Below are 13,364 nucleotides of genomic sequence, written 5' to 3'. Positions count from 1 at the left end.
ACTTTGATATTTTAATTTTTAGGGATAGAAAGTATGGCTGCATTCCTACGCTTTACCCAATTTATTCAAAAAACTTTTGCCCTATGGGTGATTATTTTTGCAGCGCTAGCGCTATGGCAGCCTGAATTTTTTGTCTGGCTCAAAGCGTACATTCCATGGATTTTGGGCATTATTATGCTTGGTATGGGAATGACCATGACCGTCGATGACTTTAAAGGGGTATTACAAAGCCCTAAAGCGGTATTGATTGGGGTGGTAGCGCAGTTTGTGGTGATGCCTGGCTTAGCATATGCTCTATGTAAATTATTTAACTTACCGCCTGAAATTGCGGTTGGGGTCATTTTGGTGGGTTGTTGCCCAGGGGGAACGGCGTCAAACGTAATTACCTATATGGCTAAAGGCAATGTGGCTTTATCGGTGGCCTGTACATCGGTATCAACACTTTTGGCACCGATATTAACCCCTGCGATTTTCTATCTGCTTGCCAGCCAATGGCTAAAGATTGATGCAGCCTCGATGTTTATTTCGATTTTGCAGGTGGTGTTACTTCCTATTGTTATTGGCCTGATTTTAAGAACATGGCTTAAACGTCAGGTCGAATCTTATATTCAAGTCATGCCTTTAGTTTCGGTCATTGCAATTGTAGCGATTGTGGCCGCGATTATTGGTGGAAGCAAAGCAGCAATTTTACAGTCGGGTTTGCTTATTTTGGCTGTGGTGATTTTACATAATGGGCTTGGATATTTATTAGGTTTTACCGCAGCGCGTTTCTTTAAATTACCTTATGCGGACAGTAAGGCGATTGCTATTGAGGTGGGGATGCAAAACTCAGGCTTAGGTGTTGCACTTGCAGCAGTCCATTTTGCTGCTTCTCCGATTACAGCTGTACCAAGCGCAATTTTCAGTCTTTGGCATAATATTTCTGGACCTGCGCTTGCGACTTATTGGGCAAGTAAACACAAACAAGAATAACTGTATAAACAACATTCATTAGGAAAGAAGGCCAAACGAATAGTTTGGCCTTTTTATTTAAAGCATATTTTAGGGGAGCTAAAGCTAGAACTGGTATGTCTTTTGCTTTGAATTGATGCACTAAAAATAACGTGAATATGAGTATAAATCGTAAAGAAAAATAAGGCATTTCCTTGATGAATCAGATTTTTAAATTATTTATTCCCATGCTCTCAAGCAATTTAATTCTAGTTTTAAGTGGATTGATTGATATTGCTTATGTAGGGCATTTTAGTAACGATCATGTAGCAGCATTATCGGTGACCTTATCTTTATATACAGTGGTTTATGTCATTGGTATGGGGATTCTGCAAGGTGTGATGCTCAAGCTTTCAGAAGCTTATGGTTCCCATGACATACCACGCATTCGTCAAATTTTTATTCAAGGCATCTGGCTGATGTTATGTTCGGCATTGCTGAGTATTGGCTTGCTTTACTTGTTCCGTGATTTACCAAAATTGTTTGGAGCATCTGAACATGTTGTTTCAATTACTAAAAACTGTATTTGGGCTTTGGTATTTATTTTACCTGCCCATTTACTGATGCGCTTATTTACAGCTTTGTCTCAGGTCACTGAAAATGCGCATAAGGTTTTAGTATCAGATAGTATTTTCTTCATTCTTAAAATTATGTTGTCCTATCTTTTGATTTATGGTGTCGCTTTATTTTCAATTCCGCCACTCGGTGCCATAGGGGCTTTGTTAGCTACTCTCATTGTACGGTGGTTTATGTTGGCTGTTTACTACCTGTTTTTCCTAGAGAAAGGATACATCTTTACTGAACATCCAGAACGTTCGGTTGAAGATAGCCGCCAAAGTCTGCGTATGATTTTAAAAATAGGTATCCCGACAGCAATTATGGCGTTGATGGACGTCGTTGCATTTTGTTCGGTTGCTATTCTGATTTTGCCTTTTGGGAGTGTGGTGTCAGCGGCACATCAAATTGTCGCAAGTACTGGCGGCTTCATGTTTATTTTTCCTTCGTCAATTGCCTCGGCTTATAGCATTTTAGTGTCACGATCTGTGGGCAGCGGAAACATGGAAGAAGCAGATAAAATTGCCAGACAAAGTATATGGGTGATTATGGCAGTAAGCGGCAGTCTATCCCTGTGTTTATGGCTGGAGAGGGACTTAATTGTCACCTTTTATTCAGATGATTTGGCTGTTCAGATTTTGGCTGCATCACTGCTGTTGATTGTCTGTATGTCTCACTTTCTAGATGGCTTAATGACGTTATTGACCTCTTTGCTGCGTTGTTGGGATGTGTCGATTTTACCAATGCTGATTTTCTTGGTCGTGGTGTTATGTTTCGGATTAGGCGGCGGTTGGTGGATGGCTTATAAAGGACTGCATTGGCAAGATATCTCGATTTCTGCAATGGGAATTTATGGTTTCTGGTGGATGGCTGCCATAAGCTATTTAGTGGCTTGTATATTGAGTGCCTTCTGTTTCCATTTTAGAAAACAATTAAGAGGTTTTTGATTAGGTAGATCAACACACTCTTAAAGAGGATGTTCTACTAACCAATCTTCAATCTCATTTTCAGAAATTACTTCAAAGCCGTGGCGCTGCAAAAGCGCTGTGGTGATTCCAACTCCCGTAATTTTCTCACCTTGAAAAGTACCGTTATAAATTTTTTGGCTACCACAAGATGGGCTATTCTCTTTTAAAACCACACAAGTCGCTTTTATTTGCTGTGCAACTTCTAGGGTGCGGTAAGCACCTTTTAAATATAACTCTGTCACATCTAAACCAGATGAATCAGTAATTCTTGCTTTGCCATCAAGCACATCTTGACCTGTTCCGCCCACAATTTCTGCGGGTAAACGGGGAGTGGTAAAACCACCTAATAGCTCTGGGCATAATGCTTGGGCTTTTTTATTGATTAATAGCTGCTTAAGTCGGGTATTTGGACAGGATTTACCATCATATCGAACAGGTTCACCAATTAAACATGCGCTGACTAAAAGCATAGTTTTCCAAACTCAAAGCAAGAGAGATTTTTGAAGATAAAGAATCATAAACAGAATATCGAATATGACAATTGATTTTAAAAACAGGCAAACTAAAAGATTACTAAAATTATGCAATTCATAATTAAGTTATGTATTGCATAATTTAATTGTTTTTAGTAGCATCTAATTCAAGGTAAATGGCCATTGGAGATCCAACAAGGATGTTGGTCTCCATAAATCTATAAATGATTTTTAGGAAAAGACGATTTTTAAAGGTTTATTGAAAAATCTCAATCGTACTTTTAGATAACAAAGGACAGTGTGTATGGAAAATAAACACCACATGGAACGGAAATTCATCATCAAAGGCTCCACGCTCATCATATCTTCATTTTAATGATTCGTTTTTTTCTCATAGGATGCGTTGGGTTAAGGCATTTTGACGGTTCAAATACTCACCCAATGATTACGTATTCTATAGAGAAAGGAGCTGAGTTCATCAGCAATAGAGATAAACGGAACAGGTAATCACCAGAGGGAAACTAGATGGATATTTTAGAGAACCCATTAGAATTATGCGGTTTTGCATTTATTGAGTTTGTTTCAAAAGAAAATGAATTAGATCCAGTTTTTGAGACAATCGGCTTTTCAAAAGTAGCCAAGCATAAATCGAAAGAAGCGTACTTATGGCGTCAAGGAAATATCAATATTATCCTGAATTATCAGCCAGAATCTTATGCTTCATTCTTCTTTAATGAACATGGTCCATCTGCTTGTGCGATGGGTTTTAAAACACGTGATGCAGCAAAAGCTTTCCAAAAAGCAGTAGAACTTGGTGCTGAACCAATGTATTCAAAAGTTGGGCCAATGGAGCTCAACATCCCGGCAATCAAAGGTATTGGTGGTATGCCAATCTTTTTAGTTGACCGTGATATTTATGAAAATGACTTTGTTTTCTTTGATGATGCCGAGAAACGTCCAGTAGGGGCAGGCTTAAATGAGATTGACCACTTAACTCATAACGTCTACAAAGGCCGTATGGAGTATTGGGCAAACTTCTATGAAAAAATCTTTAACTTCCAAGAAATTCGCTACTTTGATATTAAAGGTGAATATACAGGTTTAACGTCTAAAGCATTAACAGCACCAGACGGTAAGATCCGTATTCCGTTAAACGAAGATTCAGACAAAGGAAACGGCCAAATTGCAGAGTTCCTATCTGACTTTAATGGCGAAGGTATTCAGCATATCGCGTTTATTTGTGATGACTTAATCTCGACTTGGGATAAGTTAAAAGGTCTCGGTCTGAAATTTATGACACCACCGCCAAATACCTATTATGAAATGCTACCAGAACGTTTACCTGATCATGGTGAGCCGACTGATGAATTAAAACAGCGCGGTATTTTGCTTGATGGTAATACTAAAGACGGTCAGAAAAAGCTGTTATTGCAAATTTTCTCTGAAAACATGATTGGTCCAGTTTTCTTTGAATTTATTCAACGTAAAGATGATGATGGCTTTGGTGAAGGTAACTTCAAGGCGTTATTTGAGTCGATTGAACGTGACCAGATTCGCCGTGGTGTTTTAGAAACTAAATAAATAAGCTGAGCTTTATTCCTGATCTAAAAAAACCAAGAGTTTGATCTCTTGGTTTTTTTATGGCTATTGATTAGCGGCTTTTAATATATTGATTGATGAGGTTCACTTCATTTTTCAAGATTTCAATCGTTTTACTGTGAGGGTCGACTGGTAAAAACATTTCACTATCCAGTGCGACAATACAAAACTCAATGCTTTGGTTTGAGTTAAATACAGGTAAACCCACCGCATTAATTCCTGTCAGTAAATCACCTTTCGCTGCCGACATTTGTTGCTGGCGAATGGTGTCTTTAAGCTCTGTAAATGCGTGCCAGTTTTGTGGTGCGATGTGCAGACCAAGTTCTTGATGCTTTTGCCATTCTGCTTCCATTAAGGGACGAACGAAATGTTCTGGTAGATAAGAAGCAAATAGACGCCCCGCAGCAGAATTGACTAAAGGCATAATCGAGCCGACTTTAGTGACAATCGAAATAGGGTGGTTTGATTCAATCGATTGAACCACGACAGGGCCTTTTGGTGACCATTTACTAATTTGTATACCGCAACCAATTTTGTTTTGTAGGTCATAAATTAAATGCTGTACCAGCTGTAGGGTATCGCTATGCTGGACACAGTTGAGACCTAAGCGCCATGCCTGATCACCTAAAGCATACTGCCCATCATCAAGCTGTTTTGCATATTCCATGCGAATAAGGCTGACCAGATAGCGGTGAACCTTGGCAGGATGCATTTCTAGCTTGCTAGACAGATCTTTGAGAATAATAGGTTGATTGTGTTCCAAAAGGGCGTTTAGTACAGATAAACCGACTTCAAGTGATTGAACCCCCCCAGATACTTTTTCTTCAATCATTTAAATACCCTTAATAAATTTACTTCAGCTGTTAAACAGTGACGATCAAAACATAAATTGAAATTGGCGCGTTTTACATCATGCCTGAGCCTAGTGAAAAATAGAAATCACCTTTTTCTATTAGCGAAATTGACATGTTTAATAACCAACAATTTTTTAAAATCACTATGCTCTTATTTATAGCGCAATTTTCTAGAAATTTAGCGGTTTTAAATAATATAAATCGGCATTGATATAGAACTGCTCTTAAAACAATTCTAATCAATGCCGATTTTTTATTACGCTCTTTAAAAATTAGGTTCCTAACTCTTCTTCATGCAAGAAATGAGTATGGTGCGGAGCGCGTTTGGTTTTGCTCCATTCCTCTAGCATTTCAGTTTTCATTTCTTCAGTAATTTTTGCAATTTTTTCTTCAGCATGAGCATCGTTATAAGTCAGTTCTAAACGATGGCCATTTGGGTCAAAGAAGTAAATTGAGTGGAAAATACCGTGGTTGGTTACGCCTAAAACTTTCACACCATTTTCTTCTAAATGTTGCTTGGCAGCCATCAACGCATTTAAGTCTTCAACTTCAAAAGCAATATGTTGTACCCATTGAGGCGTATTTTCGTCTCGGCCCATTTCTGGTTGAGTTGGCAATTCAAAAAATGCCAAAACGTTGCCTTGTCCTGCATCTAAGAATAAATGCATATATGGGTCAAAGGCTTTAGTTGACGGCACATGGTCTTCAGCAAAAGCTAAAATAAAGTCCATGTTGAGCATTTTTTTATACCACTCAACAGTTTCTTTCGCATCCTTACAACGATATGCAACGTGATGTATTTTTTTAATGGCAAATGTCATATTAAAACTCCTTTTTACTATTCCCAATCTGGTTGTTGTTCTGGCGCCGCGTTATAAAAGGCTGGGATAGACAAACAATGGTGATAAATCGATTCAATTTTTGGAAACGCAGATAAATCAATCTTGAAGCGTTTCGCGTTGTAGACCTGTGGAATCAGACAGCAATCAGCAATTGTTGCTTGTTGTCCAAAGCAAAATTGTCCATTTGAATCTTGAAGTTGCTGTTCGAGATTTTGAAAGCCTTCAATAATCCAGTGCTGATACCAATAATTCTTCTGCTCATCTGAAACATTTAAGTCATTTTTTAAATATTTCAGTACGCGTAAGTTGTTTAACGGGTGAATATCACAAGCGATTGCTTGAGCAAAAGCGCGAACTTTTGCTCTCTCTTGCACATCACTTGGAAGTAGTTTGGTTTCTGGATATTGCTCATCTAGATATTCCAAAATACTTAACGATTGAGACAAGGTTAAATCGCCGTCAATTAAAGTCGGAACTAGAGCACTACGGTTTAACTTTAAATAGTCTTCGCTTTGCTGTTCGTTTTTTACCAGATGAACTGGAACAGTCTCATAAGCTAAACCTTTAATGTTTAGACCAATCCGTACTCTGTAGGCTGCAGAGCTACGAAAGTAACTATACAGCTTCATAGTCAGGCTCCGAAGTTTCTGCAAAATCGAAATTTAATGCAGGAAGGACTGTATTTCGAACTTCACCGAAGCCAATGCGAATACCATTTTTCTCACAGTGACCTTTCATGATCAGGGTATCGCCGTCTTGCAAGAAACCACGAGTTTCACCATTGGCAAGTGTTAAAGGCTTGGTGGTGTTCCATGTAAGCTCAAGCAAGCTACCATAGGAATCTGGTGTAGAACCTGAAATAGTACCTGAACCCATTAAATCACCAACCTGAACGTTACAGCCGCCAATGGTGTGGTGAGTGAGCTGCTGAGCCATAGACCAGTACATATATTTGAAATTAGTTTGGCAAATCACGTCAGCTTGTGCCGATTTCGGGCTTTGAATTTCAACACTCAAATTAATGTCATAACTATTCGCGATATTTTCTTGTAAATACGTTAAAGGTTTAGGCTCTTGTTTTGGGCCTTCCACTTTAAATGGCTCAAGTGCTTCAAGTGTGACTACCCAAGGTGAGATGGCACTAGCAAATGATTTTGAATTGAAAGGGCCTAAAGGCACATATTCCCATTGCTGGATATCGCGTGCTGACCAGTCATTGAGTAATACCATTCCAAAAATATGATCCCAAGCATTTTCAATCGAGATCGGCTGGCCAAGCTCTGTTGGTTTACCAATAACAAATGCTGTTTCAAGTTCGAAATCGAGTTTACGCGTAGCTGAGAAAACTGGGCGCTCTTCATTTGGAAGTTTAATTTGACCAGATGGACGCACGACTTGAGTGCCACTGACGACAACAGAGCTAGCACGGCCGTTATAACCAACAGGCAATTCAGTCCAGTTTGGCAGTAAAGCATTTTTAGGGTCGCGGAACATACAGCCTACATTGGTGGCATGTTCTTTAGAAGAATAGAAATCGGTATAACCAGATACTTGAAGTGGTAAATGCAAAGTAACGCTGTCTTGCTTAACCAAAACTTCCTGACGCAATGCTTCATTTTCTTGAAGCGTTAAATTTTCAACCGAGAGAAGAGACTGTAGTGTCTTACGAACTTTTGACCAGTTGGCTTTGCCAGACTCGATAAATTTATTCAGAGTAGGCTGGTTAAAGTATGTGTCTTGTTCTGAAAGTTTTAAAAGACCATGCTTTTCAAGAGCAGCGAGATCAATCACCCAATCACCAATAGCTACACCAACTTGACGCTCACTTTCGTTAGCTCTGCTAAAAACACCGTAAGGCAAATTATGAATAGTGAAATCTGATTGAGGTGAAACTTCAATAAAAGAGTTTAGTTTTTGTTCCATTTTCGCTTCCTTGTCTTTATCTCGGGTCTTATACAAATAAAAGTTCGGTCTAGGACTGAGCTACTCAATAAGTTTTAACCTTTGCTTAGATCATCTTTTGTCTTATGAGTTTGATATAGACCGAGCACAACCAATTGCTTCATGTCTCTATAATACTGAATTCATCAAATTACGCAATACATAATTTAATTACACATTTCATAATAATTGTCATTTCTTGTATTTTCTGTTTTCATTCGCGGTCATGAGAAAAGTCACGCAATTATTTTTTCATGAATCTCTATGAAAGTTTGATCAATTTATGATATACGTAATTTATTGGAAAAAAATTACGTGACACGGATGAGAATAATCATATGTCAGCACAAGAGCAAGGAAACCTGAAACATGGTTTGAGTAATCGGCACATCCAGCTTATTGCATTGGGTGGGGCGATTGGCACAGGGCTTTTTCTTGGTATATCACAATCGATTAAATTAGCAGGTCCATCGGTCATCCTCGGTTATGCCATTGCAGGATTTATTGCTTTTTTAATGATGCGTCAGCTTGGTGAAATGGTGGTAGAAGAGCCAGTTAGTGGATCTTTTAGTCATTTTGCCTACAAATATTGGGGACCATTTGCAGGGTTCATGTCAGGATGGAACTATTGGGTACTCAATGTACTCGTCTGTATGGCAGAACTAAGCGCAATTGGTCTTTATATTCAATATTGGTGGCCGCAAATACCGACATGGGCATCTGCTTTAGCCTTCTTTGTCTTAATTAATGGCATTAATTTGCTACACGTTAAGTTTTTTGGCGAAATGGAATTTTGGTTTTCTATTGTCAAAATCTTAGCAATTCTTGCAATGATTGGTTTTGGTTCATATTTACTTGCAACGGGCACAGCAGGTCCACAGGCAAGCATTTCGAACCTCTGGGCACTCGGAGGTTTCTTCCCGTTTGGTATTGAAGGCTTAGTGATGGCAATGGCGGTCATTATTTTTGCTTTTGGTGGTATTGAGCTTTTCGGTATTACTGCAGCTGAAGCACGTGACCCTTATAAAACTTTACCTAAAGCTGTGAATCAAATTATTTACCGTATTTTGATTTTCTATATTGCGACGCTTTTTGTTTTATTCTCGCTATTTCCATGGAATCAAATGGCACAAGGCGGAAGCCCTTTTGTGATGGTCTTTGCTTCTTTAGATAGCCAAGGCATTGCAACATTATTGAACTTTGTCATTTTGACAGCTGCGGTTTCAGTTTATAACGGCACAAGTTATTGCAGTAGCCGTATGCTATTGGGCCTTGCGCAACAAGGAAATGCATCAAAAGTATTTGCACGTATTAATAAACGCGGTATTCCAACCAATGCAGTAATCCTTTCTGCGGCAGTCACTATTTTATGTGTACTGTTAAACTATATTTTCCCTGAAAAAGCATTTGGTTTGCTCATGATGATGGTGGTTGCAGCGATTGTAATTAACTGGGTTGTAATTTCATGGACGCATTTAAAATTCCGCAAATATATGCAGCGCCAAGGACAAACAACGAAGTTCCCAAGCTTTATGTATCCGTTTAGCAACTATTTATGCATATTATTTATGCTTGGCATTTTGACCGTGATGTCTTTAACACCAGATATGCGTGTTGCAGTCATGATGATTCCTGGTTGGATCTTATGTTTAATGGTGGCGTACCAATTTAAACGCCGAAAATTAAAAGCTGAGCAGTCTGTACCTGCCTTAGAAGCAGATATTTAATAATTTATTGAGTTGTATCTAAAAAGGACGTCTGACAGGCGTCCTTTTTTATTTTTAAAATTTAGCAACAGAAATTAAAGGATTTTACTATTGTTATAATATAACATTTCATTAATTTAATGATGAGCAATTTTCCCATTTTTGGTGAAGATAGAGCATATTTATGAAGCGTTATTTAGGTTTAATTTTATTAACTCTCACAGCATGTAGCACTCCAACTCCCAAGCCAACAATTCCTCAACACACCCAAACATCTTTACCTCAACCTACAAAAACAGTGGTCAGAATAAAGCCTCAACCCGAGGCGTATGTTGCGTGGTTAGCAACAGCAGACCATCGACAGTCTGTGCAAGCTTACAAGCAATTTCTTAAGCAAAAGGCACTTGCCGATTTAGTGCCAGACCATGAGTTATTACGCTCAGCTCGAGATTGGCAGAAATGTGGAGTTGAGCCTTATGCAGTACCTCCACGCGAGATTTGGTCCAATATCGTTCCGACACTTAGTATTTTAAAAGCGTTAGTTGAGGATGGTGTAATTAATGATTTTGAAGTGACTTCGGTCTACCGAGCGTTATCTCTAAACCGCTGTGCTGGTGGTGCTGATGCTTCTCGACATGTCTTTAATGCAGCGCTTGATTTTCGAATTGGCCCAGAACAGCCGAGTGATTTAGACCAATTCAATATTCAGCAAACTAAAACCAAACTTTGTCAGTTCTGGGCGACAAAAGGTCAAGCGCTTAATATGGGACTGGGTGTTTATGCTTCAGGACAAATTCATATTGATAGCCAAGGATTCCGTGCATGGGGGCCTGACCATCACTACAAAACCTCAATTTGTCAGGGATTATAAAAGCAATTTTTTCAACGACTAAGTAAATTGGCTTAAATAAAACTAGAATAAAAACTTGATCCATAGTTATGTTATAACATAACATTATTGTGGTTTAGAAATAGATTACGCCTGTGATCTGGTCATATTAAATGGCCAGCCATGATCAGTTTAAATATTATTCAAAGAGATTAAGCCATGCGCACTGCAATCGCCAACTCATTTGCCAAGCTTCCTGTCACTGTTTTATCGGGCTTTTTGGGTGCAGGAAAGACCACATTACTCAACCATATTTTAAATAATCGTGAAGGCCGCCGTATTGCCGTAATTGTCAATGATATGTCTGAGGTGAATATTGATGCGGCATTAGTACGTGAAGGTGGGGCAGAGCTTTCAAGAACAGATGAAAAGCTGGTTGAAATGAGTAATGGCTGTATCTGTTGTACGCTACGAGAAGATTTATTGGTTGAGGTAAGACGTTTAGCTGATGAAGGACGCTTTGACCAGTTAGTCATTGAGTCAACTGGCATTTCAGAACCTTTACCTGTGGCAGAAACCTTTACCTTTGAAGATGAAGATGGAAACTCACTCAATGAGTTCGCTCGACTCGACACCATGGTCACGGTAGTCGATGCTTTTAACTTTCTTAAAGATTACAGTTCAGTTGACTCCCTGCAACAACGCGGCGAGTCATTAGGCGAACAAGATGAGAGAACTGTGGTTGACCTCCTTATCGACCAAATTGAGTTTTGTGATGTGATTGTGCTGAATAAAATTGATTTGATTGATCTGGCGCAGCAAGAGCAACTTATCGCCATTTTAAAAACGTTAAACCCGCGTGCCCGAATTGAAATTGCTCAATTTGGAAAGATCGCTTTAGATAAAATTTTAAATACGCAATTATTCGATTTTGATGAAGCTGCGCAAGCACCAGGCTGGTTAAAAGAGTTACGCGGCGAGCATACGCCAGAGACTGAAGAGTATGGAATCAGTAGCTTTGTTTACCGTGCCCGCCGACCTTTCCATCCCGAGCGTTTTTATGATTTGGTACAGGCTGAATGGCCGGGAGTCGTGCGTTCCAAAGGCTTTTTCTGGTTGGCTGCCGAACCAACATTGGCTTATTCATGGTCACAAGCGGGTGCAATGGCTCGACATGGCTTAGCTGGTTATTGGTGGGCGGCCGTTGCAGAAGAAGATTGGCCGAGTGACCTAGCCAGCATTGAACAAATTAAGAAAAATTGGGATGCCCGCACAGGTGATGCGCGTCAGGAACTGGTTTTAATTGGTATGCAAATGGATGAGCAGGCTTTAATACAGCGCTTAGATCGTTGCTTGTTAAGCGATGAAGAAATGGCTTTAGGGCCACAAGTTTGGCAGAGCTGGTCTAACCCTTTTAAGCAAGATGATGAAACCATGTTGATTGCTTAATTAAATAAGCCCCTATTTTAAAGGGGCTTATTTTTATGATTTATCTTTAATGAAAAGCTTTCGAATGTAGCTGTTAAGCGGTGTGGAATAGTATTTTTCAATTGCTGCGCTGATGATAAAAGTTAAAACCAGATAGCTAATTAAAAGCATAATTTTGATGCTAGAGTCGGTTTGGGCCGGAATAAAAGCAACTTTCATAAGGCCCAGCACAACCAGATGAAACAAATAAGTTTCATAACTTCTTTGCCCCAACCAGACCATCACTTTGGTAAATAGGCTATGCGCTTGCATTCCAGCAGGATGTTGAAAACACAAAATCAGTAAGCCTGTGGCAAGAGCAAATAAGCTAATACCCCAAGTACTCACTTCTTTAATTGGTGCATATAAATATAGAGCGGCCATACCCAAAATAAGCAACCAAGAAAAAGGTTTTTTATAGTGCCAATTTGGCTGGTATTTATGAGAAAAAATCGCCGTTAAACAGCCAATTGCTATGCCGTCAAAACTTGAAAAATAATGATATAAATAAGCGCCGCTTTCTTCTCCAAAATGCAGAGATCTAAAATAAGGGCCATATAAAATTACGCCAACAAGTAAAGCAATAAAGACCTTATTACTACGTGTGAGTAGGCACAATAATGGGAAAACAAAGTAAAAAACTTCTTCTACAGAGAGTGACCACAACACCCCCAAAGCGTAGTTTACCCAACCAAATTTAATAATCAGGATATTCATCCAGAAGGTTAAAGCCGCAAAAATTGTTAGTGGATAGGAAACCTCAATGCCATTGGGTGCTTGGTTCATAAAGGGTTTTAAGTCAAATGAACCAAGTATGCTTACACCTAAAATGAGTAATATCAGACACGGTAAAATACGCGCTGCCCGTCGGATATAAAAATGCTTGAGGTTAATTGCGGAAAATTGTTTATCTCTTTTTAAAGTGTGATGGGTAATTAAAAAACCCGAAATCACAAAAAACATGGTAACGCCATAATTTCCATTTCTTGCGATGACTGTGCTAAATGCTTCACCTAAGAAATCAAAACCTAACCATGTATCTTTAAGTTTATAGGGAATATTAAAATGGTGTAAAAGAACCAAAAGGATAGAGATTCCTCGAAGAATATCTATTTTATAATTACGCATTCGATGTGCTTC

12 protein-coding genes are annotated in these 13,364 nt (G+C 39.0%); 6 read left to right on the top strand and 6 right to left on the bottom strand.

Features of this window, described 5'->3' with window-relative positions:
* The first annotated feature begins 33 nt into the window (after nucleotides 1–33).
* Nucleotides 34–972 (top strand): bile acid:sodium symporter family protein, encoded by a 939-nt coding sequence (locus RMA94_RS05700; protein WP_086260910.1) that lies wholly within the window; start codon nucleotides 34–36, stop codon nucleotides 970–972.
* A 176-nt stretch (nucleotides 973–1,148) separates the two neighbouring features.
* Entirely contained in the window at nucleotides 1,149–2,492 is a 1,344-nt protein-coding gene (locus tag RMA94_RS05695; RefSeq protein ID WP_311082178.1) for an MATE family efflux transporter, read from the top strand.
* 20 nt (nucleotides 2,493–2,512) lie between these two features.
* Here RMA94_RS05695 and RMA94_RS05690 read toward each other — a convergent pair whose 3' ends face one another.
* Nucleotides 2,513–2,983: a DUF523 domain-containing protein gene (locus RMA94_RS05690; protein ID WP_068929670.1), complete on the bottom strand. Its 471-nt coding sequence runs from the start codon at nucleotides 2,981–2,983 to the stop codon at nucleotides 2,513–2,515.
* A 528-nt stretch (nucleotides 2,984–3,511) separates the two neighbouring features.
* Here RMA94_RS05690 and hppD point away from each other — a divergent pair.
* A complete protein-coding gene (hppD, locus tag RMA94_RS05685; protein ID WP_032036250.1) occupies nucleotides 3,512–4,567 on the top strand; it encodes a 4-hydroxyphenylpyruvate dioxygenase in 1,056 nt (351 codons plus the stop codon).
* A 70-nt stretch (nucleotides 4,568–4,637) separates the two neighbouring features.
* Here the strand turns inward: hppD and RMA94_RS05680 are convergent, their stop codons facing one another.
* The 4 genes from RMA94_RS05680 to fahA form a co-directional block, all read right to left on the bottom strand.
* Complete coding sequence (locus RMA94_RS05680; RefSeq protein ID WP_068564656.1) at nucleotides 4,638–5,417, bottom strand: IclR family transcriptional regulator; 780 nt, start codon at nucleotides 5,415–5,417, stop codon at nucleotides 4,638–4,640.
* A gap of 294 nt (nucleotides 5,418–5,711) precedes the next feature.
* Complete coding sequence (locus tag RMA94_RS05675; protein WP_002119119.1) at nucleotides 5,712–6,260, bottom strand: VOC family protein; 549 nt, start codon at nucleotides 6,258–6,260, stop codon at nucleotides 5,712–5,714.
* A 17-nt stretch (nucleotides 6,261–6,277) separates the two neighbouring features.
* Nucleotides 6,278–6,910 (bottom strand): maleylacetoacetate isomerase, encoded by a 633-nt coding sequence (gene maiA, locus RMA94_RS05670; RefSeq protein WP_014207986.1) that lies wholly within the window; start codon nucleotides 6,908–6,910, stop codon nucleotides 6,278–6,280.
* On the bottom strand, nucleotides 6,897–8,204 hold the full coding sequence (gene fahA / locus RMA94_RS05665; protein WP_069124323.1) for a fumarylacetoacetase: 1,308 nt from the start codon (nucleotides 8,202–8,204) through the stop codon (nucleotides 6,897–6,899). Before fahA ends, maiA begins: the two co-directional genes overlap by 14 nt.
* 356 nt (nucleotides 8,205–8,560) lie before the next feature.
* Here fahA and RMA94_RS05660 point away from each other — a divergent pair, with 356 nt between their 5' ends.
* The 3 genes from RMA94_RS05660 (at nucleotide 8,561) to zigA (ending at nucleotide 12,206) form a co-directional block, all read left to right on the top strand.
* On the top strand, nucleotides 8,561–9,949 hold the full coding sequence (locus RMA94_RS05660) for an amino acid permease (RefSeq protein ID WP_311082175.1): 1,389 nt from the start codon (nucleotides 8,561–8,563) through the stop codon (nucleotides 9,947–9,949).
* 163 nt (nucleotides 9,950–10,112) lie between these two features.
* Nucleotides 10,113–10,799, top strand: a complete 687-nt coding sequence (locus tag RMA94_RS05655) for a D-Ala-D-Ala carboxypeptidase family metallohydrolase (protein WP_311082173.1) — start codon at nucleotides 10,113–10,115, stop codon at nucleotides 10,797–10,799.
* 177 nt (nucleotides 10,800–10,976) lie between these two features.
* Nucleotides 10,977–12,206, top strand: a complete 1,230-nt coding sequence (zigA, locus tag RMA94_RS05650) for a zinc metallochaperone GTPase ZigA (protein ID WP_086354961.1) — start codon at nucleotides 10,977–10,979, stop codon at nucleotides 12,204–12,206.
* Between the two features lie 33 nt (nucleotides 12,207–12,239).
* Here zigA and RMA94_RS05645 read toward each other — a convergent pair whose 3' ends face one another.
* The gene (locus RMA94_RS05645) at nucleotides 12,240–13,352 is read right to left on the bottom strand and encodes an acyltransferase (RefSeq protein WP_311082172.1); all 1,113 of its coding nucleotides are present in this window, start codon (nucleotides 13,350–13,352) and stop codon (nucleotides 12,240–12,242) included.
* Nucleotides 13,353–13,364 lie beyond the last annotated feature (12 nt).

It is taken from the genome of Acinetobacter sp. V115_6, from assembly GCF_031799025.1.
Classification (GTDB): Bacteria; Pseudomonadota; Gammaproteobacteria; order Pseudomonadales; family Moraxellaceae; genus Acinetobacter; species Acinetobacter pittii.
This window is presented reverse-complemented; position numbering and strand designations above follow the sequence as displayed.